At 72.1% G+C, this 18,418-nt stretch carries 13 protein-coding genes; 7 read left to right on the forward strand and 6 right to left on the reverse strand.

Going from position 1 to position 18,418, the window contains the following annotated elements; translation table 11 throughout:
* The 3 genes from zwf to tkt form a co-directional block, all read right to left on the reverse strand.
* A partial coding sequence (zwf, locus tag K7854_RS35665; RefSeq protein ID WP_226030707.1) for a glucose-6-phosphate dehydrogenase occupies positions 1 to 1,559 on the reverse strand: 1,559 nt, incomplete at its 3' end.
* On the reverse strand, positions 1,556 to 2,701 hold the full coding sequence (gene tal / locus K7854_RS35670) for a transaldolase (protein ID WP_226030708.1): 1,146 nt from the start codon (positions 2,699 to 2,701) through the stop codon (positions 1,556 to 1,558). The genes zwf and tal, both read right to left, overlap by 4 nt.
* A 41-nt stretch (positions 2,702 to 2,742) precedes the next feature.
* Entirely contained in the window at positions 2,743 to 4,839 is a 2,097-nt protein-coding gene (gene tkt / locus K7854_RS35675) for a transketolase (RefSeq protein ID WP_226030709.1), read from the reverse strand.
* Between the two features lie 157 nt (positions 4,840 to 4,996).
* Between tkt and K7854_RS35680 the strand changes: the two genes are divergently transcribed.
* A complete protein-coding gene (locus K7854_RS35680; protein WP_226030710.1) occupies positions 4,997 to 5,902 on the forward strand; it encodes a helix-turn-helix transcriptional regulator in 906 nt (301 codons plus the stop codon).
* 72 nt (positions 5,903 to 5,974) lie between these two features.
* Here the strand turns inward: K7854_RS35680 and K7854_RS35685 are convergent, their stop codons facing one another.
* On the reverse strand, positions 5,975 to 7,375 hold the full coding sequence (locus tag K7854_RS35685) for a glycoside hydrolase family 16 protein (protein WP_226030711.1): 1,401 nt from the start codon (positions 7,373 to 7,375) through the stop codon (positions 5,975 to 5,977).
* 259 nt (positions 7,376 to 7,634) lie between these two features.
* Positions 7,635 to 9,239, reverse strand: coding sequence for an aspartate aminotransferase family protein (locus K7854_RS35690; RefSeq protein ID WP_226030712.1), 1,605 nt, complete (start codon positions 9,237 to 9,239; stop codon positions 7,635 to 7,637).
* Between the two features lie 253 nt (positions 9,240 to 9,492).
* Between K7854_RS35690 and K7854_RS35695 the strand changes: the two genes are divergently transcribed.
* The 4 genes from K7854_RS35695 (at position 9,493) to K7854_RS35710 (ending at position 15,280) form a co-directional block, all read left to right on the forward strand.
* Positions 9,493 to 10,866 carry an FAD-dependent oxidoreductase gene (locus K7854_RS35695; RefSeq protein ID WP_226030713.1) on the forward strand — a complete coding sequence of 458 codons (1,374 nt, stop codon included), beginning with the start codon at positions 9,493 to 9,495 and terminating at the stop codon, positions 10,864 to 10,866.
* Positions 10,867 to 10,869: 3 nt separating this feature from the next.
* The gene (locus K7854_RS35700; RefSeq protein WP_226030714.1) at positions 10,870 to 11,640 is read left to right on the forward strand and encodes an SDR family NAD(P)-dependent oxidoreductase; all 771 of its coding nucleotides are present in this window, start codon (positions 10,870 to 10,872) and stop codon (positions 11,638 to 11,640) included.
* Between the two features lie 115 nt (positions 11,641 to 11,755).
* Positions 11,756 to 11,926, forward strand: a complete 171-nt coding sequence (locus K7854_RS35705) for a hypothetical protein (RefSeq protein ID WP_226030715.1) — start codon at positions 11,756 to 11,758, stop codon at positions 11,924 to 11,926.
* Positions 11,927 to 12,001: 75 nt separating this feature from the next.
* On the forward strand, positions 12,002 to 15,280 hold the full coding sequence (locus K7854_RS35710) for a type 2 lanthipeptide synthetase LanM family protein (protein ID WP_226030716.1): 3,279 nt from the start codon (positions 12,002 to 12,004) through the stop codon (positions 15,278 to 15,280).
* Here K7854_RS35710 and K7854_RS35715 read toward each other — a convergent pair.
* The gene (locus K7854_RS35715) at positions 15,266 to 16,423 is read right to left on the reverse strand and encodes an acyl-CoA dehydrogenase family protein (RefSeq protein WP_226030717.1); all 1,158 of its coding nucleotides are present in this window, start codon (positions 16,421 to 16,423) and stop codon (positions 15,266 to 15,268) included. The genes K7854_RS35710 and K7854_RS35715 overlap by 15 nt on opposite strands.
* 287 nt (positions 16,424 to 16,710) lie before the next feature.
* On the opposite strand from K7854_RS35715, the gene K7854_RS35720 reads away from it, so the two are divergent.
* Positions 16,711 to 17,745: a ketoacyl-ACP synthase III family protein gene (locus K7854_RS35720; protein ID WP_226030718.1), complete on the forward strand. Its 1,035-nt coding sequence runs from the start codon at positions 16,711 to 16,713 to the stop codon at positions 17,743 to 17,745.
* Positions 17,746 to 17,933: 188 nt separating this feature from the next.
* Positions 17,934 to 18,418 (forward strand): beta-ketoacyl synthase N-terminal-like domain-containing protein (locus K7854_RS35725; protein WP_264088152.1); only part of this gene is annotated, 485 nt, incomplete at its 3' end.

Genomic DNA, 18,418 nt, shown 5'->3' on the forward strand with positions numbered 1-18,418 from the left:
CGTTCGTACGCCTCCGGGCTGGACTCCGTGAAGGACTCGCCGTAGGCGAAGTCCATGGACACGTCCCGGATCTCCATCGAGGTGCCCGGCACCTTTGAGCCGAAGCGCACCGTCATGCCCTCGTCGGGCTGGACGCGGATCACGATCGCGTTCTCGCCCAGCTCCTCGGTGGCGGTGGAGTCGAAGGGGGAGTGCGGGGCGCGCTGGAAGACCACCGCGATCTCCGTGACCCGGCGGCCCAGGCGCTTGCCGGTGCGCAGGTAGAAGGGCACCCCGGCCCAGCGGCGGTTGTCGATGCCGAGCTTGATCGCCGCGTAGGTGTCGGTGGTGGAGGCCGGGTCGATGCCCTCCTCCTCCAGGTAGCCCGGCACCTGCGCGCCGCCCTGCCAGCCGCCCGCGTACTGCCCGCGCACGGTGTGCGCGCCCAGGTCGTCCGGCAGCCGCACGGCCCGCAGCACCTTCAGCTTCTCGGTGAGCAGCGACCGCGCGTCGAAGGCGGCCGGCTCCTCCATGGCGGTCAGCGCCATCAGCTGGAGCAGGTGGTTCTGGATGACGTCGCGCGCCGCGCCGATGCCGTCGTAGTAGCCGGCCCGGCCGCCGATGCCGATGTCCTCGGCCATGGTGATCTGCACGTGGTCCACGTAGGACCGGTTCCAGATCGGCTCGTACATCTGGTTGGCGAAGCGCAGCGCCAGGATGTTCTGGACGGTCTCCTTGCCCAGGTAGTGGTCGATGCGGAAGACCTGCTCCGGGTCGAAGACCTCGTGCACCAGCGCGTTCAGGTCGCGGGCGCTGTCCAGGTCGTGGCCGAACGGCTTCTCGATGACCGCGCGGCGCCAGGAGCCGTCCGGGGCGTCGGTCAGTCCGTGCTTCTTGAGCTGCTGGACGACCTTGGGGAAGAACTTCGGCGGCACGGAGAGGTAGAAGGCGTAGTTGCCGCTGGTGCCGCGGGAGGCGTCCAGCTCGTCGACGGCCTTGCGCAGCTGTTCGAACGCCTGGTCGTCGTCGAAGTCGCCGGGGATGAAGCGCATGCCCTCGGAGAGCTGCTGCCAGACCTCCTCGCGGAACGGCGTGCGCGCGTGCTCCTTGACCGCGTCGTGCACGACCTCGGCGAAGTCCTGGTCCTCCCAGTCCCGGCGGGCGAAGCCGACCAGCGAGAAGCCCGGCGGCAGCAGGCCGCGGTTGGCCAGGTCGTACACGGCCGGCATCAGCTTGCGGCGGGACAGGTCGCCGGTCACGCCGAAGATGACCAGCCCGGAGGGGCCCGCGATCCGGGGCAGACGGCGGTCCTGGGGATCACGCAGCGGGTTGCTCCAGTCGAGCGGTGCCACCGGCTCGACGCCCTCCCCCTTGCCCTTCGCCTCCTGGGCGGCGCGGTCCGTCGCGGACTTCTTCGCGCCCCGGGGAGCCTTCGCCCGTCCGGACGCCTTCGCCGCCCGGGTGGCGGGGGCCCCCTCGGCCTCCTCGGCGTGCAGCGGTCCCGCCGCCTCCCGGGCCGTCCGGGCCTCCTTCGTCGCCTTGGTCTCCTGGGCCGCCCCAGCGGGAAGCTCCTCGCTCATTCCCCGTCAACTCCCTTGCTGTCGAGGGACTTCGTCACGGCGGTGAGCAGGTCGTCCCAGGCCGCCTCGAACTTCGCCACGCCCTCTCGCTCCAACTGCTCCACCACCTCGTCGTACGACACGCCGAGCCGCTCCACCGCCGCGAGGTCGGCCCGGGCCTGGGCGTACCCGCCGGTGACGGTGTCGCCCCGGACCTCGCCGTGATCGGCGGCGGCGTCCAGGGTGGCCTCCGGCATCGTGTTCACGGTGCCGGGAGCGACCAGCTCCTCCACGTACAGGGTGTCCCGGAATGCCGGGTCCTTCACACCGGTGGACGCCCACAGGGGGCGCTGCGGGTTGGCGCGGGCCCCGGCGAGGGCGGTGAAGCGGTCGCCCGCGAAGACGGTCTCGTACGCCTCGTAGGCCAGTCGCGCGTTGGCCAGCGCCGCCTTGCCGCGCAGGCCGAGCGCCTCGTCGGTGCCCAGCAGGGACAGGCGCTTGTCGATCTCGCTGTCGACGCGGGAGACGAAGAAGGACGCGACCGAGTGGATGCCGGCCAGGTCGGTCCCGGCCGCCTGGGCCTTCTCCAGGCCGGCGAGGTAGGCGTCCATGACCTCGCGGTAGCGCTCCAGGGAGAAGATCAGCGTGACGTTGACGCTGATGCCGGCGCCGATGACCTCGGTGATCGCCGGGAGACCGGCCTTGGTCGCCGGGATCTTGATCATCACGTTGGGGCGGTCGACCAGCCAGGCCAGCTGACGCGCCTCGGCGACGGTGGCCGCCGTGTCGTGGGCGAGCCGGGGGTCGACCTCGATGGAGACCCGGCCGTCACGCCCGCCGGTGGCCTCGTACACCCCGCGCAGCACGTCGGCGGCGGCGCGGACGTCGGCGGTGGTCATCATGCGGACCGCCTCGTCCACGGTGACGCCCCGGGTGGCGAGGTCGGCGAGCTGCTCCTCGTAGCCCTCGCCGGAGCCGATGGCGGCCTGGAAGATCGACGGGTTGGTGGTGACGCCGACGACGTTCTTCGTCCGGATCAGCTCGGCGAGGTTGCCGGACTCGATCCGCCGCCGCGACAGGTCGTCGAGCCAGACGGACACGCCCTGGTCGGCCAGGCGCTGCAGTGCTCCCGCGGTGGCGGTTGCTTCGGTCACAGTGATCATCTTCTCTTTCTGCGATCGGATCGGGGTGGGATCCGGTGGGATCAGCCGCGGACGGCGGCCAGGGATTCCCGGGCGGCGGCGGCCACGTGCTCGGCGGTGAGGCCGAACTCGGCGAACAGGGTCTGCGCGTCGGCGGAGGCCCCGAAGTGCTCCAGGGAGACGATGCGGCCCGCGTCGCCGACGTACCGGTGCCAGGTCAGGCCGATCCCGGCCTCCACGGCCACCCGGGCCCGCACGGACGGCGGCAGCACGCTCTCGCGGTAGGCGCGGGGCTGCTCCTCGAACCACTCCACGGACGGCATCGACACCACGCGTGCGGCGGTGCCCTCGGCCTCCAGCGCCTCCCGGGCGGCCATCGCGAGCTGCACCTCGGAGCCGGTGGCGATCAGGACCACGTCCGGGGTGCCCGAGGACGCCTCGGCCAGGACGTAGCCGCCGCGCGCCGCATCGGGGTTCGGCGCGTAGGTCGGCACGCCCTGGCGGGTGAGGGCGAGGCCGTGCGGCGCCGGGTGGGTGGAGTGGCGCCGGAGGATCTCCGCCCACACGGTCGCGGTCTCGTTGGCGTCGGCCGGGCGGACGACGTTGAGGCCGGGGATGGCGCGCAGGGCGGCCAGGTGCTCGACGGGCTGGTGGGTCGGGCCGTCCTCGCCGAGACCGATGGAGTCGTGCGTCCACACGTAGGTCACCGGCAGCTGCATCAGCGCGGACATGCGGACCGCGTTGCGCATGTAGTCGGAGAAGACCAGGAAGGTGCCGCCGTAGATCCGGGTGTTGCCGTGCAGCGCGATGCCGTTCATCTCGGCGGCCATGGAGAACTCGCGGATGCCGAAGTGCACGGTGCGGCCGTACGGGTCGGCCCCGGGCAGGGGGTTGCCCGCCGGGAGGAAGGAGGACGTCTTGTCGATGGTCGTGTTGTTCGAGCCGGCCAGGTCGGCCGAGCCGCCCCACAGCTCGGGCAGCACCGGGCCGAGCGCCTGGAGGACCTTGCCGGAGGCGGCCCGGGTGGCGACCGCCTTGCCGGTCTCGAACACCGGCAGGGCCTCCGCCCAGCCCTCGGGCAGCCGCCCGGCGACCACCCGGTCGAAGAGCGCCGCGCGCTCGGGGGAGGCGTCCCGCCAGGCGGCGATCCGCTTGCCCCAGGCGGCGTGCGCCTCGGCGCCGCGGTCCAGGGCCCGGCGGGTGTGGGCGAGGACGTCGGGGTCGACCTCGAAGGACCGCTCCGGGTCGAAGCCGAGGACCCGCTTGGTCGCGGCGACCTCCTCGGCGCCGAGCGCGGAGCCGTGGGAGGCCTCGGTGTTCTGCGCGTTCGGGGCGGGCCAGGCGATGATCGTGCGCATGGCGATGATGGAGGGGCGGCCGGTCTCGGCCTTCGCCGCCGTCAGCGCCGCGTGCAGCGCGTGCACGTCCACGTCGCCGCTCTCGGCGGGCTCGATGCGCTGCACGTGCCAGCCGAAGGCCTCGTACCGCTTCAGCACGTCCTCGGAGAACGCGGTCGCGGTGTCGCCCTCGATGGAGATGTGGTTGTCGTCGTAGAGGAAGACCAGGTTGCCCAGCCTCTGGTGACCGGCCAGCGACGACGCCTCGGCGGAGACGCCCTCCTGGAGGTCGCCGTCGGAGACGATCGCCCAGATCGTGTGGTCGAAGGGGGACTCGCCCGTGGGGGCCTCGGGGTCGAACAGACCGCGCTCGTAGCGGGCGGCCATCGCCATGCCCACCGCGTTGGCCACGCCCTGGCCCAGCGGCCCGGTGGTGGTCTCCACGCCTGCTGTGTGCCCGTACTCGGGGTGGCCGGGCGTCTTGGAGCCGTGCGTGCGGAAGGCCTTGAGGTCGTCCAGCTCCAGCTCGTACCCGGCGAGGTAGAGCTGGGTGTAGAGGGTCAGCGAGGTGTGTCCGGGGGAGAGGACGAAGCGGTCACGGCCGGTCCACTCGGGATCGGCGGGGTCGTGTCGCATCACCTTCTGAAAGATCGTGTACGCCGCCGGGGCCAGGGCCATCGCCGTGCCCGGGTGGCCGTTGCCCACCTTCTGAACGGCGTCGGCCGCGAGAACCCGGGCGGTGTCGACGGCACGCCGGTCGAGTTCGGTCCATTCGAAGCGGTCCGCGCTGTCCACTGTCTGCTTGCTCGACTGCGTGCTCATCTTCAAGAAATCCTCGATCGGAGCGAAGTGGCTGGTCTGACGCGTTCAAACTTAAAAGTCTGACTTTTGGGAGTGAAGGTCATGGTGTGCCAGCCTGTGGTGAAACTGGGACACGCCCCGGCCCCGGGGCGCACGGGCGGGACGACACGAGACGGACATGGCGGACGAAAACATCCAAGACGGTGGCGACGGGATCAGCACCTTCCCCTTCCCGGTCGATCTCAGCCTCCTCGGAGTCGGCATCCAGGTCGGCCCCATGGGCGCCGGCCGCACCTGGCACGCGCAGGCCCCGCTGCACCGCGTGCACCGCATCGACTTCCACATCGTCATGCTCTTCACCGGCGGACCGGTCCGTCACATGATCGACTTCGCCGAGTACGAGGCGTCGGCGGGCGATCTGCTGTGGATCCGTCCCGGCCAGGTCCACCGCTTCGCGCCCGGGGGCGAGTACCGCGGAACGGTCCTGACCATGCAGCCCGGCTTCCTGCCCCGCGCCACCGTGGAGGCCACCGGCCTCTACCGCTACGACCTGCCGCCGCTGCTCCACCCCGACGAGGCACGGCTCGCCGGACTGACGGCGGCGCTCGACCAGTTGCGGCGCGAGTACGAGGACGCGACCACACTCCCGCTGAGCCTGCACACCGCCGTACTGCGCCACACGCTGTCCGCGTTCCTGCTGCGGCTCGCGCACCTGGCGGCCGGCTCCGCGCAGGCGGCGCGCGCGGGACGGGCGGAGGCGCCCGGGGACAGCACCTTCACCCTCTTCCGGGACGCGGTCGAGCGGGGCTTCGCCACCAACCACAGCGTCAGCGCCTACGCCGACGCGCTCGGTTACTCCCGCCGTACCCTGGTCCGGGCGGTGCGCGCCGCCACCGGCGAGACGCCCAAGGGCTTCATCGACAAGCGCGTCGTCCTGGAGGCCAAGCGGCTCCTCGCCCACACCGAGATGCCGATCGGCCGGGTCGGCGCCGCCGTGGGCTTCCCGGACGCGGCGAACTTCTCCAAGTTCTTCCAGCAGCACACCGACCAGACGCCGGCGGCCTTCCGGGCGGAGCTGCGCTGAAGTCCGCGCACGACGAAGGGGCCCCACGGTGCGTGGAGCCCCTGCGCCCTCCTGCGGGGGGCCGATTGCCGCTCAGCGGCCGAAGCTGAACCAGTTCACGTTGACGAAGTCGGCGCTCTGGCCGCTGGTGAAGGTCAGGTACACATCGTGGGTGCCGGTCACCGAGGCGATGTTCGCCGGGATCGTGCGCCACGACTGCCAGCCGCCCGTGTTGCCCACGGCGAAGCTGCCGACCGGCGTGCTGGTACGGCTGTCCAGGCGCACCTCGACCAGGCCGCTGACCCCGGCGGCCGCACCGCTCGCCACCCGGGCCTTGAACTGGGTCGCCGGGCTGGAGCCGAACTTCACGCCCTTGTACTGGACCCAGTCGCCGTTGGCCAGGGCGCCGAGGTTGCTCCCGCCGCCCGAGTCCGAGCTGCCCTCGGTCATGGTGCCGGACTGGGCGTCGTACGACTCGGCCTCGATGGCGCTGTAGGCGTCGCGGTCACCGCCGGTCGGGGGCGGCGTGGTACCGCTCCCACCGGCCGAGAGCACCTGGACGTAGTCCACGAGCATGGAGTGGCCGGGCTGGGTGCCGCCGTCCGGGCCGCCGCCGAAGGCGTCCGGGAAACCGCCGCCCATCGCGACGTTCAGGATGATGAAGTAGCCGTGGTTCGTGGCGTTCGCCCAGGTCGTCGCGTCGACCTGGTTCTCGCGGACGGTGTGGAAGTTGTTGCCGTCGACGTAGAAGCGGATCTCCTCGACGCTCGTCGAACGGTCCCACTCCACCCGGTAGGTGTGGAAGCCCGCCTGGCAGGTGGTGCCGGGGCAGGGGGCGTTGCCGCCGATGCCGCTGGTCTCGTTGCAGGGACCGCCGGGCGAGGTGCCGCAGTGCAGCGTGGACCACACCGTGTTGAGGCCCTGCGTGTTCTCCATGATGTCGATCTCGCCGATCCCGGGCCAGTTCCAGTAGTTGCCCCGGTAGGGCGCGCCGAGCATCCAGAAGGCCGGCCAGTAGCCCTTGGCCGCCGCCCCGGTGACGTTCGGGACCTGGATGCGGGCCTCCACCCGCAGCTTGCCGCCGGCCGGGGGCTCGAAGTCGGCCCGCTTGGTCTCGATGCGGCCCGAGGTCCAGTTGCCCGCGCCGTCGCGCCGCGGGGTGATGCGCAGGTTTCCGCTGCCGTCCAGCGAGACGTTGTCCGGGGACGAGGTCATGGTCTCGATCTCGCCGGTGCCCCAGTTGGCCGGGCCGCCGGGGTACGAGGTGCCGGTGTCGTACTGCCAGTTCGCGGTGTTCACGCCGGAGCCGGCCGCGCCGTCGAAGTCGTCGGCGAAGACCTGCGTCCAGCCGGACGGTGGCGGCGGGACGGCCGCGCCCGCCGACGGGCCCGTCATGGTCGTCGCCGCCGCGGCCAGGCCGAGCGTGCCGACGACGGCCACCAGCGCCCGGCGCAGGGTCCGGCGTCTGGGCGGGTTGCCGGATGTCTGACTCATGTGGGGGTCGCCTCTCGATGCGGGGGTGGGAAGCGGTACGCCCCGAGCGCGCTCCGCGGGGAGGTGGGTGAGAGCGCTCTCAGAGTGCGGCCAATGTGCTCCGGGCCGCCGCCGTCGTCAAGAGGTGAAGCCGAGAAAGTCCTTGCGAGGCAGGGGTGTTCAGCCCCTGAACGTCGTGAACGTCACGAAAGTGCCGGGCACGCCGCCCGGGAAGGGGGGCCGGGCGGCGTGCCGTGGGCGGTGGGGGGCGAAGGGAGCGTCAGCCCGTCAGGCGTCGCTCGTCCTCGTCGCGGAACAGGGAGCACAGGTCGCGCAGCGCCGCTTCCAGCTGGTCGGTCTCCTCCTGCGTCAGGTGCAGGGAAGGGGCGAACCGCAGGGTATTCGGCGCGCTGGCCGTCGGCAGGACCCGGACGCGGTGTGCCCCCAGGAGGTAGCCGGCGGCGACATAGCCCAGGATTCCGCCCTGGGCGGCGGAGCTGATCGTCGGGGCGGCGGAACCGGACTGGTCGTGGAACTCCAGGCCCTGGAGCAGGCCCTTGCCGCGGGTGTCCTTGACCACCTCCGGGTAGTCGGCCCGCACCCGGTCGAGGGCCGCGCGCAGCATCTCGCCGCGCTCCTCGACCTGCCGGTACGCGGCGCCGTCGTCGGCCTCCAGCAGTTCGACGACCTTCAGCGCGACGGCGGTGGAGAAGCCGTCCTTGGCGAAGGTCGAGCTGTGCACCAGCTCGAACTCGCCCCGGTAGCGCTTCTGGTGCACCAGGACCACCGAGCTCTTGGCGATGCCGCCGCCCAGGCTCTTGGACAGCACGTAGTAGTCGCCGCGCAGTCCCACCAGGGACGAGGCGAGGAAGGCGCCGGTGCGGCCGAGGCCCGTCTGGATCTCGTCGATCAGCAGCGGGCAGTCCGCCTCGGCACTGACGCGCTGGATGTGCTCCGCCGCTTCGCGGTCCAGCACGCGGATGCCGCCCTCGCCCTGGATGGGCTCCAGCAGGAAGGCGCAGAAGACGGGGTAGTCGCGCTCGACGACGTCGGCGACGCCGTCGGTGACCACCACGTCCAGGACGCGGCCCTGGGCCCGTATGCCCTCCACGGTCTTGGTGAGGACGTCGGGCTGGTTCGGCGGGACGAAGTGCGCCTGGGCGCCGAGGCGGCCGAACGCCGAGCGGAAGCCGCTGTTGTGGGTGAGCTGGACGCTGCCCATCAGCTTCCCGTGGAAGGAGCCCTCCAGCGCCAGCAGCGCCGGCGGGCGGTCCGCGACCTCGCCGTTGTGCCGGGTCACGGCGGCCACCAGATGCTCCAGGGCCTCCTGGGGCGACCCGGCGGCCGTCGCCGGCGACGCGGGGGCGGGCACCTTGCCGTAGGCGGAGTCCGCCACCGTCAGGTGGCCCTCCCGGGCCGCCCGACGGGCCTGCTCGACATGTGCCTCGATCTCGCTCATCAGCGCCGACGCCTTGAGCACGCGGTCGAACTCCGCCTGCTTGACGGCCGTTTCGATCGCCTCGGCGCCGGTGCTGGCGAAGTGCGCGAAGTAGGGCTCGGTGGCTCCGGTCTCGCGTGCGACGATCTCGTTGAGTTTCACCGCGAGCCGGTTGGCCGCCGAGTGCCGTGAGAACTGGGCGTACACCGGGATCCCGGAGTCCAGAACGGCCTTCGCGTGCGCCGTGAGTTCCGCGTTGTTGTGGCCCAGGATCAGCGACGCGTATCCGCCGCAGTAGTCGGTGACGGGAATTTCCTTCCCGTCCGCGCCGACATGGAAGAGTGTGTTTCCTTCGCCCCGCACGTACTCGACGCCGAGGCCCGAATTCGACAGCACGGTGGTCAAATACGGTTCGGTGAGCTGGGGTTCCGTCGCTGCCGAGTCCATAATCTCTCCTCCGGTGTGGGGTCGCGGATACCCGCCCGCGCCCGCTGTGCCACCACGTTTGCGGGAGCCTAGGGAATCCCGGAGGACAGCGAAACAGCGGGCGGTAATGGGTCGGTAACTCCGTACGCGTATCGAATCGTGCTCGTGCGATGGGCGTGCTGTGAGCGGCGTGGGCCTAGTTTGGCTGCGTTCTTCCGACAGCTGCGAAAAGAAGCTCGGAAGGCCGTGCATCGACTACGAGGAGCCGCTCGCCATGAAATCTCGCCCAGCAGGCCACGCGGTCGTCGTGGGAGCCGGCCCGGCCGGTCTCTTCGCTGCCCGCGTGCTGGCCGACGTCTTCGGCCGGGTGACCGTCGTGGAGCGGGACGATCCCGCCGACGAGGACCGGCGCGGGGTCCCGCAGAGCGGACACGCGCACGACTTCCTGGCCCGGGGCCACCAGCTCGCGGAGGAGTGGTTCCCCGGCCTCGGCGAGGAGATGGTGGCCGGCGGCGCCCACGCCGCGGACATCGCCCGGGACGTCCGCTGGGTCATCGCGGGCCGTCCGCTGGTCCGGAGCGAGTCCGGGCTGTCCACCGTGATCAGTTCCCGCACCTTCAGGGAGCGCCGTCTGCGGGCCCGCGTGGCGGCGCTGCCCCAGGTGACCGTGGTCGGCGGACAGGACGTCGCCGGGCTCTCCTTCTCCGCGGACGGCAGCGTCGTCGACGGGGTGCTCCTGGGGACCGACGGAGGCAGGAAGCTGCCGGCCGACCTCGTCGTGGACACCTCGGGACGCGGCTCGCGCACCCCGGTGTGGCTGGAGGAGCAGGGGCACGGACGGGTCGAGGAGGAGAAGCTCAAGGTCGACGTGGGATACGCCACCCGCATCGTGCGGGCGCCCGCCGACGCCTTCGCCGGGGACGTCTGCATCAACGTCGTCGCCTCGCCCGACTCCCCGCGCGGGGGAGCCTGCCAGCGGGTGGAGGGCGACCGCGCCGTCGTGACGCTCTACGGCGTGCTCGGGGACCACCCGCCGACCGACCCCGAGGGCTTCCTCACCTTCGCCAAGTCCCTGGCGGCCCCCGACATCCACGGCGTCCTGGAGGCCGCCGAGCCGCTCTCCGAGGTGCGGCGCTACCGCTTCCCGGCCAGCCTGCGGCGGCGTTACGAACGGATGGACTCCTTCCCGCGCGGGCTGCTGGTGCTCGGCGACGCCGTGTGCAGTCTCAACCCCCGTTACGGGCAGGGGATGGCGTTCGCCGCGATGCAGGCCCTGGCGCTCCGCGACCACCTGCGACAGGACGGGGAAGCGCCGGAGCCGGACGCCTACTTCCGGCGGCTCACCGAGCAGGTCGTCGACCCGGTCTGGGGCATGACGCTGCTCAGCGACCTCAGCTTCCCCGGGGTCCAGGGCGAGCGCACCGCCGAGACGCTGGAGGTGCTGGAACTCGTCGGCCGGACCCAGGTCGCGGCCACCTTCGACGGACCGCTGGCCCTGCGCTGCCTGCGGGTCTTCGGGCTGCTCGATCCGCCCACCGCGCTGCTGGACCCCGCGGTCCAGGAGCGCGTACACGAAACGCTGTCCCGGCAGTCGGCTCCGGCCGGCTCCGGAGCAGTACGCGATTCAGACACCGATAGGGGAATGTGAGCCATGGATCTCGGGTACGCAGGCAAGACGGTCGTGGTGACCGCGGCCGGCCGGGGCATCGGAGCCGCGGTGGTCCGCACGCTGGTGGCGGAGGGGGCCCGCGTCCTGGGCGCGGACGTGGAGGTGTCCACGGAGCTCAAGGAGAGCGGCGCCCTCACCTTCGAAGGGGACCTGACGACCGTCGAGGGTGCCCGGCTGCTGGCCGAGCGGGCCGCCGAGGAGTTCCCGGAGGGCGTCGACGTCCTGGTCAACGGGGTCGGCGGGCTGGCCGGCCTGCCCATCACGGGCCTGGACGGGCTCACCGAGGAGGTCTGGCAGCGCGGCTTCGACCTCAACCTGAACTCGGCGGTCAGGGTGACCCGGGCGCTGCTGCCGCAGCTCAAGGAGGCCGTGGTGAGCGTCGCCTCCAGCGTCGGCCGGTGGCCGAGCCAGGGCCCGTACTTCTACGCGTCGTCGAAGGCGGCCCTGCGGGCGTGGTCCAAGGGCCTGGCGGACGACCTCGCCGACCGCGGGATCCGGGTGAACACCGTCTCCCCCGGTCTGATCCGGACCCCGCTGTGGGACGAGTACGGGCCCCGGCTGAGCAAGGAATGGGGCATCGACTCCTTCGACGACTTCGCGCGCGAGTTCCCGGCCATGGCCCACATCACCGCGGGCCGCTGGGGCACGCCGCAGGAGGTCGCCAACCTGATCGCCTTCCTGGGGTCCTCGGCCGCCTCCTACATCACCGGGGCCGACTACCTCATCGACGGCGGTATGGAGAAGGTCCTCTGAGTCCGGCACCGGGAGCGGACGCCGCGGGGCCGCGGCGGGCCGGCCCGAGTGCTGCGCCGGCCGCCGGTGCGGCCGGCGGGAACAGGTACATCCTCTCGACGAAAGGAACCACGGCATGAACACCAACCCCGCTCTGGGTCTCATCAGCGAGATCTTCGACTCGAACGCGGAGCACCCCTCGGGCAGCGTGGACCTCACCGCCGACCTGTCCGGTGAGCGCACCGACGTACAGGCCAAGACCGGTGCCGTGAAGACCCTCACCATCAGCTACTGGCACTGCTGCTGACCCTTCGTCACCGCGGGCCCGGCGCGACGCTCCCGTCTCGCCGGGCCCGCTTCTGCCCACCACGAGGAGATCGTCATGTCGGCGACGGAAGAGAGCCGGTACACCCGGCTGTCCGGCACCGCCCAGCAGGCCCGGACGCTCTACATCGCGGAACGCCTGGCGCGCGTACCGGCGTCGGCGCCGCGGTCCGGCACGGCCGGTGACCGCTTCGCCGGCTGGCGGCGCATGGCGCCCTTCCGCGACGACTCCTGCGCGGACAACCTGCGCACCCTGGGCCTCGAACCCGAGCAGCTCCAGCGGCTCCTGGACGAGGATCCGGCGGACACGGCGGCCCGGCTGCCCGGCGCCTTCCCCGCGCCCTGGACCGTACCGTTCACCGAGGCCCACGAGACGTACGGCGACCCGGACGGCGCACCGCACTCGCTGCCGCCCCTGATGCGCCTCGCCGAACCGCTGGTGCGCCGCGCCCGGGCCCGGCTGCGGGAAGGACTGCGGGCGGATGCCCAGGCCGACGGGATCGAGGGGCTGGCCGACGCCCTGTGCGCGGACATTCCCCTGCAGCAGCTCGACATGACGCTCGGCCCCGCCGTGATCCTGGAGGTCAACCTGGCGCGGGTGGGGAACTCGCTGGCCGGCACCACCGCACGCGAGCGGTTCGCGTCGTTCACGCGGCGGCTCACCACACCCGGCTACCGGTCGGAGTTCTGGGACCGGTATCCCGTGCTGGCCCGCCGGGTGACGGAGACGATGGAGCAGTGGGTCGCCACCCGCCTGCGGTTCGCCCGCCACCTCCGCGTGGACCTGGCGGAGATCGGGCCTGCGCTGACCGGCGCCCGATGGGAGGAGCGGGTGCCCGCCGTCGCCGCAGTCGGCTTCGGACAGGGCGACACGCACAAGGGCGGCCAGAGCGTGGCCCGGGTGGACTTCGCCGACGGCAGCGCCGTCGTCTACAAGCCCCGCTCCCTCGGCGTGGACACCGCGTTCAACGCCCTGATCAACCGCTTCGGCCAGGACAGCGGCCTGACCCTGCGCACCCCGCGGGTGCTGGACCGGGGCAGCCACGGCTGGGTCGAACTGGTGCGGCCGGCGCCGTGCGCGTCGCCGGAGGAGGCGGCCGCGTTCTACCGGCGGCTGGGCGCCCTGCTCAGTCTCGTCCACGTCCTCAACGGCACCGACCTGCACCACGAGAACCTCATCGCCTCCGGTGCCCACCCCGTGCTGATCGACCTGGAGGCGCTCTTCCACCCGGCGGGCGGCAGCACGGCCGTGTGGGCCACCGGCACCCCCGCGACGGCCGATCCGGCGGCGGAGGCACTGCGCGGCTCCGTCTTCACCACGGGCCTGCTGCCCGGGAAGACGGTGGTCGGCCAGGAGCCGGGCCGCACCAGGACCACCGACCTGAGCGGTATCAACGGCTCCGCCGGACAGCCCTGGCTGGTGCCCGTCCTCGTCCCCCAGGACCTGGGTACCGACCGGATCCGCCTGGTCAGGCGGGAGGTGGAGGTCCCGGGCGCCGACAACCGCCCCCGCACCGCCGAGGGAGACCTGATCAACCCGGGCGAGTTCACCGCCGAGGTACTGGCCGGGTTCGGCACCGGCTACGCATGGCTGCAGGAGCACCGGGACGAACTGCTCGCGCCCGGCGGACTCCTCGACGGGTTCGCCGGGCACCCGGTGCGCTATCTGCACCGGGCCACCTACGTGTACGGCCAGGTACTCACGGAGAGCTTCCACCCCGACTTCGCGCACGACGCGCTGGACCGCGAGCAGAGCGTGGCCCGCCTGTGCTCCGGCTGGCAGGGCGCCCCGCACCGGGACCTGATCGTCCGCAGCGAGCTGGACGCCCTGCTGGCAGGCGACATCCCCTTCTTCCAGGTGCTGCCGGAAGCCCGGGTGCTGCTGCTGGACAACGGCCGCAGCGTGCCCGACTTCCTCGCCGAGGCGCCGCTGGACGTCGTACGAGGGCGCCTGCGCCGTCTTGACCGCGGCGACCGCGAGCGGCAGGAGTGGATCATCGCGGCGGCCTTCGCGGACCTCGCCCCCTCCGGCAGCCGCCCCGCCACCGCCGGCTCACGCCGCCGTGCCGGGAGTTCCGGGACCGTCCCCGCCCGGCTGCCCGAAAGGGCGCTGGCCGCGGCGGAGGAGATCGGCGACCGGCTCATGCGGCTGGCCTGCGTGGCAGGGGACCGGGTCGGGTGGCTGGGGACGCGCACGGTCGCCGCGGAGGTGAGCGACATCGAGCCGGTGGGTGCGGACCTCTACGCGGGCACCTCCGGAATCGGGCTCTTCCTGCGGGCGCTCGGCCGGGTCGGCGGCCGGCGGCGGTACACGGACTTCGCCGACCTGGTGGCCGCGGACGTCGTGCGACGAGTCACCGCTGCGCGCGGTACGGAGCCCGGCGCGGCGGCGGACGCCGCGTCCGTCGGGGCCTTCGCCCCGGACCTGAGCGCCCTGTTCCTGCTGAGCCACGAGCGCGGGACCTTCGGCTCGGACGGCTCGGCCGGTGCCTACGCGGCCGTCCGGGACACCGTCCTGGCCCGGCTCGACGCGGCCGTCGCGCAGGACGAGCAGCTCGACGTCTTCGGCGGCAGCGCCGGGTGCGTCCTGGTGCTGCTCGCCGCGCTCGCCGTCGACGGCGATCCGCGTCTGCCGGCCATGGCACGACGCGCCGCGGAGCATCTGCTGGCCCGTGTCGAGCGGACGCCCGACGGCGCGGCGTGGCGCAACGCGAGCGTGCGCGGCGAGCGGCCCATCACCGGGCTGGCGCACGGCACCTCGGGCATCGTCATGGCCCTCTCCCGCCTCGCGGACCTGCTCCCCGACGAGCGGTACCGCGCCGCGGCGGCCTCGGCCCTCGACTACGAGGCGGCCACCTTCGACGCCGGCGCGGGAAACTGGCCCGACCTTCGCGAGGGCGCCGCCGAGCGGTTCCGCTCGGCGTGGTGCCACGGCGCCGCGGGCGTGGCCCTGTCGCGCTTCGGCCTGCTGGGCGCACCGGAGCTGCGGGACGGTGCGGTGCGGGACGTGACCGCCGCGCTGCGGGCGACCCCGGCGAGCCGCGGCAACGACAGCGTCTGCCACGGCGACCTGGGCAATCTCGAACTGCTGCTGCTGGCCGAGCGGCACGGACTGGCCGAGCCGGGGGAGCTGGCCGTACGGCTGGACGCGTGCCTTCGGCGCGCCGACCACGAGGGCTGGCGGTGCGGCTCCCCCGACGGGGCCGAGGTCCCGGGGCTGTTCACCGGCCTGGCGGGCATCGGCTACCAGCTGCTGCGGCTGACCGCTCCGGACGCGGTGCCCTCGGTCCTGCTGCTGGAGGCGCCGAGGGCCGCGCGGATCTCAGGCGCGACGTGACACGGGTACCACGTAGCGGCTGAACAGCAGTTCACGCAGCACGTCGTCGCCGCCCTCGACGATGGAGACGTACCGCATGTCCCTGAGCAGCTTCCCGACCGGCAGCTCGTCCGTGTACCCGAGGCCGCCGAACATCTCGGACCCGGCACTCGCGATGCTCCAGCCGGCCTGGCCGCAGAAGACCTTCGCGGTCAGCGCCGACTTCAGGGTGCCCTTCCGGGAGAACACCTTGGCGGCGTCCGGCCCCGCCATGATCTCGTCGTACTCGCGGGCGGCCTGGCGGCAGTGGCTCTTCATGACGTCGATCTGCATCTCCATCTGCCCGAGCTTCTGCGCCAGGACCGGGCTGTCCAGCAGCGTGCCCCCGCGGAACCGCTTGCCCTTCGCGTACGTCATGCAGTGGTCGCGGATGCGCCGGGCGACACCGATCGCGGTCGCCGCGATGAGGGTGCGACTGGCGTTGAGCCCCGTCTCCAGGAGCCGCAGCCCGGAACCGGGCAGCCGGTTGGCGGCGGGCACCCGGCAGTTGTCCAGCCGCACCGCGTAGGTGTGCGAGGCGCGCAGCCCGATGACGTCCCAGCGCTTGACGATCTCGATGCCCGGGGCGTCCCTCGGGACCACCACCGCCAGGTACTCGTCCGGGTCCTCGGCGGCCTTGGCGATGACGAGCAGGAAGTCGGCGAAGTCCGCGTTGGTGGCGAAGAACTTCTCCCCGGTCAGCACGAGATCGTTGCCGGACCGTGCGGCGACCGTCTCGATCCGGTTCAGCTCGCTTCCCGCCTCGCGTTCGCTGCCCAGCGCGGCGCAGAACCGTCCGCCGGCCGCCATGGGCGCGAGGAAGCGGGCCTTGAGGTCGTCCGATCCGTAGAGCTGGACCACGCTGCTGCCGAGGATCGACACGAGCAGGGTGAAGGCCACGCCGGCGTCCCCGTACGCGAGCTCGTTGACGATCTCGACGCCGTCCTCCAGGGAGAACCCGCGGCCTCCGGACTCCTCGGGCAGCCACCAGTTGGCGAGCCCCGTGGCGCCGAAGGCCTCGTACAGCGGCAGAGGTTTTTCCGACAGGGTGTCCAACTGCTGGTTTTCACTGCCGAGTTCATTCTTGACAAACTGTCGAAGAATCTCCAGGTCTTGAGGTTCCATTCTGTTAGGTTAATGTTGCGTGTCCATTGTTCGGGCACCCTTGCGGAACTGCCTTCGATTACCGGTCGATTACCGGCCGGAGGGCGTTTTTCTCCATTCATCCTCCATCTTGAATACACGTCTTCCTGTCACTATGAATGCAACGGCCGACACGGCGTGACCCGCCGCATCGGCCCAGCGCGCGAAACGCCTCGCCGTCCGCCGGTCCGCGACCACCACGTCGTGGACCGGCGGGCGTTGGAGTCCGAGTGCCAGGACCTTCGGGAGCAGAGAGGAGACATGGGCTGATGAGGTTCGAGGATCTGTACATCACCGGAGTGGGCGTCCACATACCCGGGCGGACCAAGGTCACGGACGCGGTGGACCGCGGCGCCTTCGACGAGCGGCTCGCACGGCAGACGGACCTGGCCTCCGTCGCCGTCTCGGACGGTGTGTCGGCGCCGGAGATGGCGGCCGAGGCCGCTCGAACGGCGCTGCGGCGCTCCGGGACCGTGCCCCTGGACGTCGACCTGATCCTGCACGCAGACGTGTACTACCAGGGCCACGACCTGTGGGCCCCCGTCTCCTACATCCAGCGCGAGGCGGTGGGCAACCGCTGCCCCGCCATCGAGGTGCGCCAGCTCTCCAACGGCGGCATGGCGGCCATGGAACTGGCCGCCGGCATGCTCAACGGCGGCCTGCGCACCAGCTCGGCCCTGCTCACCACGGGCGACCGGTTCTGCGAACCGGGCTTCGACCGGTGGCACGGCGACCCCGGCACCGTGTACGGCGACGGGGGCACGGCGCTCGTCCTGTCCCGCCGGCCGGGCTTCGCGCAGCTGCGCAGCCTGTGCACCGTCTCCGAGCCGGAACTGGAGGAGATGCACCGGGGCGACGACCCCTTCGGCGCGGAACCCTTCGAGGTCCGCCAGCCGATGGACCTGGAGGCGACCAAGCAGGCCTTCATCGACAAGGTGGGCGTCTCCTACAGCGTCGCACGCGTGAAGGCGAGCCAGTCGGAGGTGCTCAAGCGGGCGCTCAACGACGCCGGTTGTGAACTGTCCGACATCGACTGGTTCGTGCTGCCGCACTTCGGGCGCCGCCGCCTCACCCAGACCTTCCTGCGGCCGTGGGGCATCGACGCCTCCGCGACCACCTGGTCATGGGGCAGGACGGTGGGGCACCTCGGGGCCGGCGACCAGTTCGCGGGCCTCGCCCACCTCGCGGAGTCGGGCAGTGCCAAGCCGGGCCAGCGGTGCCTGCTCGCGGGCATCGGAGCCGGGTTCACCTGGTCGTGCGCCGTGGTGGAGATCCGCCGGGCCCCCTCGTGGGACAACCCGTAACCGCTCTCGGTAACAGGACGCTCCTCACGCGCGGCAGAACACATTGTTACCGGCGCATGGTTGTGCCTGATTAGGGTTTCCACCGGTGTGGAGAAGTTATTCGGACAGCATCGTTCCGGTGGGAGAAGTCAGTGTCTAAAGAACCGTCCGGCGGCGAACTTCAGGTGGACAGCATCGCGGTCGTCGGTATGTCGTGCTGGGCGCCGAACGCGACTGACCCCACGGCTTTCTGGCACCTGGTGAGCGCAGACACCCCCGGAGCGGTGGCCGAGGAGGGCGCGAGCACCGGCGACGGCGGATCCGCCCCGTTCGACGCGGAGTTCTTCGGCTTCTCCGCGAGCGAGGCCGACGCCCTCGGCCCGCGCCGACGGCTCCTGCTCGAACTGGCCTGGGAGGCGCTGGAGGACGCCGCCGTCGTCCCCGCCACGCTGTACGGCACCCCGGTCGGGGTGTTCGTCGGCGCGCCGGCGCAGGACGCGAGCGCGGCCGGAATCTCCCGGGTCCTGGGACTGGCCGGCCCGAGCCTCACCGTCGGCCGGGGCTCCTCGTCGGCCGCCCTGGAACGGGCCTGCGAGAGCCTGCGCGGCGGCGAGAGCACCCTCGCCCTCGTGGCGGGGCCGCTCGTGCTCCGACTCCGACCCGGTGCCGTCGGCCTTCGGCGAGCCCTTCACCG

Source organism: Streptomyces hyderabadensis (assembly GCF_020404845.1).
Taxonomy (GTDB): domain Bacteria; phylum Actinomycetota; class Actinomycetes; order Streptomycetales; family Streptomycetaceae; genus Streptomyces; species Streptomyces hyderabadensis.

Bases quoted from the DNA above. Each gene is read 5' to 3' on its own strand.
- K7854_RS35715 (WP_226030717.1), bottom strand. From the start codon at position 16,423: ATGGAACCTCAAGACCTGGAGATTCTTCGACAGTTTGTCAAGAATGAA.
- K7854_RS35705 (WP_226030715.1), top strand. From the start codon at position 11,756: ATGAACACCAACCCCGCTCTGGGTCTCATCAGCGAGATCTTCGACTCG.
- K7854_RS35695 (WP_226030713.1), top strand. From the start codon at position 9,493: ATGAAATCTCGCCCAGCAGGCCACGCGGTCGTCGTGGGAGCCGGCCCG.
- K7854_RS35685 (WP_226030711.1), bottom strand. From the start codon at position 7,375: ATGAGTCAGACATCCGGCAACCCGCCCAGACGCCGGACCCTGCGCCGG.
- tkt (WP_226030709.1), bottom strand. From the start codon at position 4,839: ATGAGCACGCAGTCGAGCAAGCAGACAGTGGACAGCGCGGACCGCTTC.
- K7854_RS35680 (WP_226030710.1), top strand. From the start codon at position 4,997: ATGGCGGACGAAAACATCCAAGACGGTGGCGACGGGATCAGCACCTTC.
- K7854_RS35720 (WP_226030718.1), top strand. From the start codon at position 16,711: ATGAGGTTCGAGGATCTGTACATCACCGGAGTGGGCGTCCACATACCC.
- K7854_RS35690 (WP_226030712.1), bottom strand. From the start codon at position 9,239: ATGGACTCGGCAGCGACGGAACCCCAGCTCACCGAACCGTATTTGACC.
- K7854_RS35710 (WP_226030716.1), top strand. From the start codon at position 12,002: ATGTCGGCGACGGAAGAGAGCCGGTACACCCGGCTGTCCGGCACCGCC.
- K7854_RS35700 (WP_226030714.1), top strand. From the start codon at position 10,870: ATGGATCTCGGGTACGCAGGCAAGACGGTCGTGGTGACCGCGGCCGGC.
- tal (WP_226030708.1), bottom strand. From the start codon at position 2,701: ATGATCACTGTGACCGAAGCAACCGCCACCGCGGGAGCACTGCAGCGC.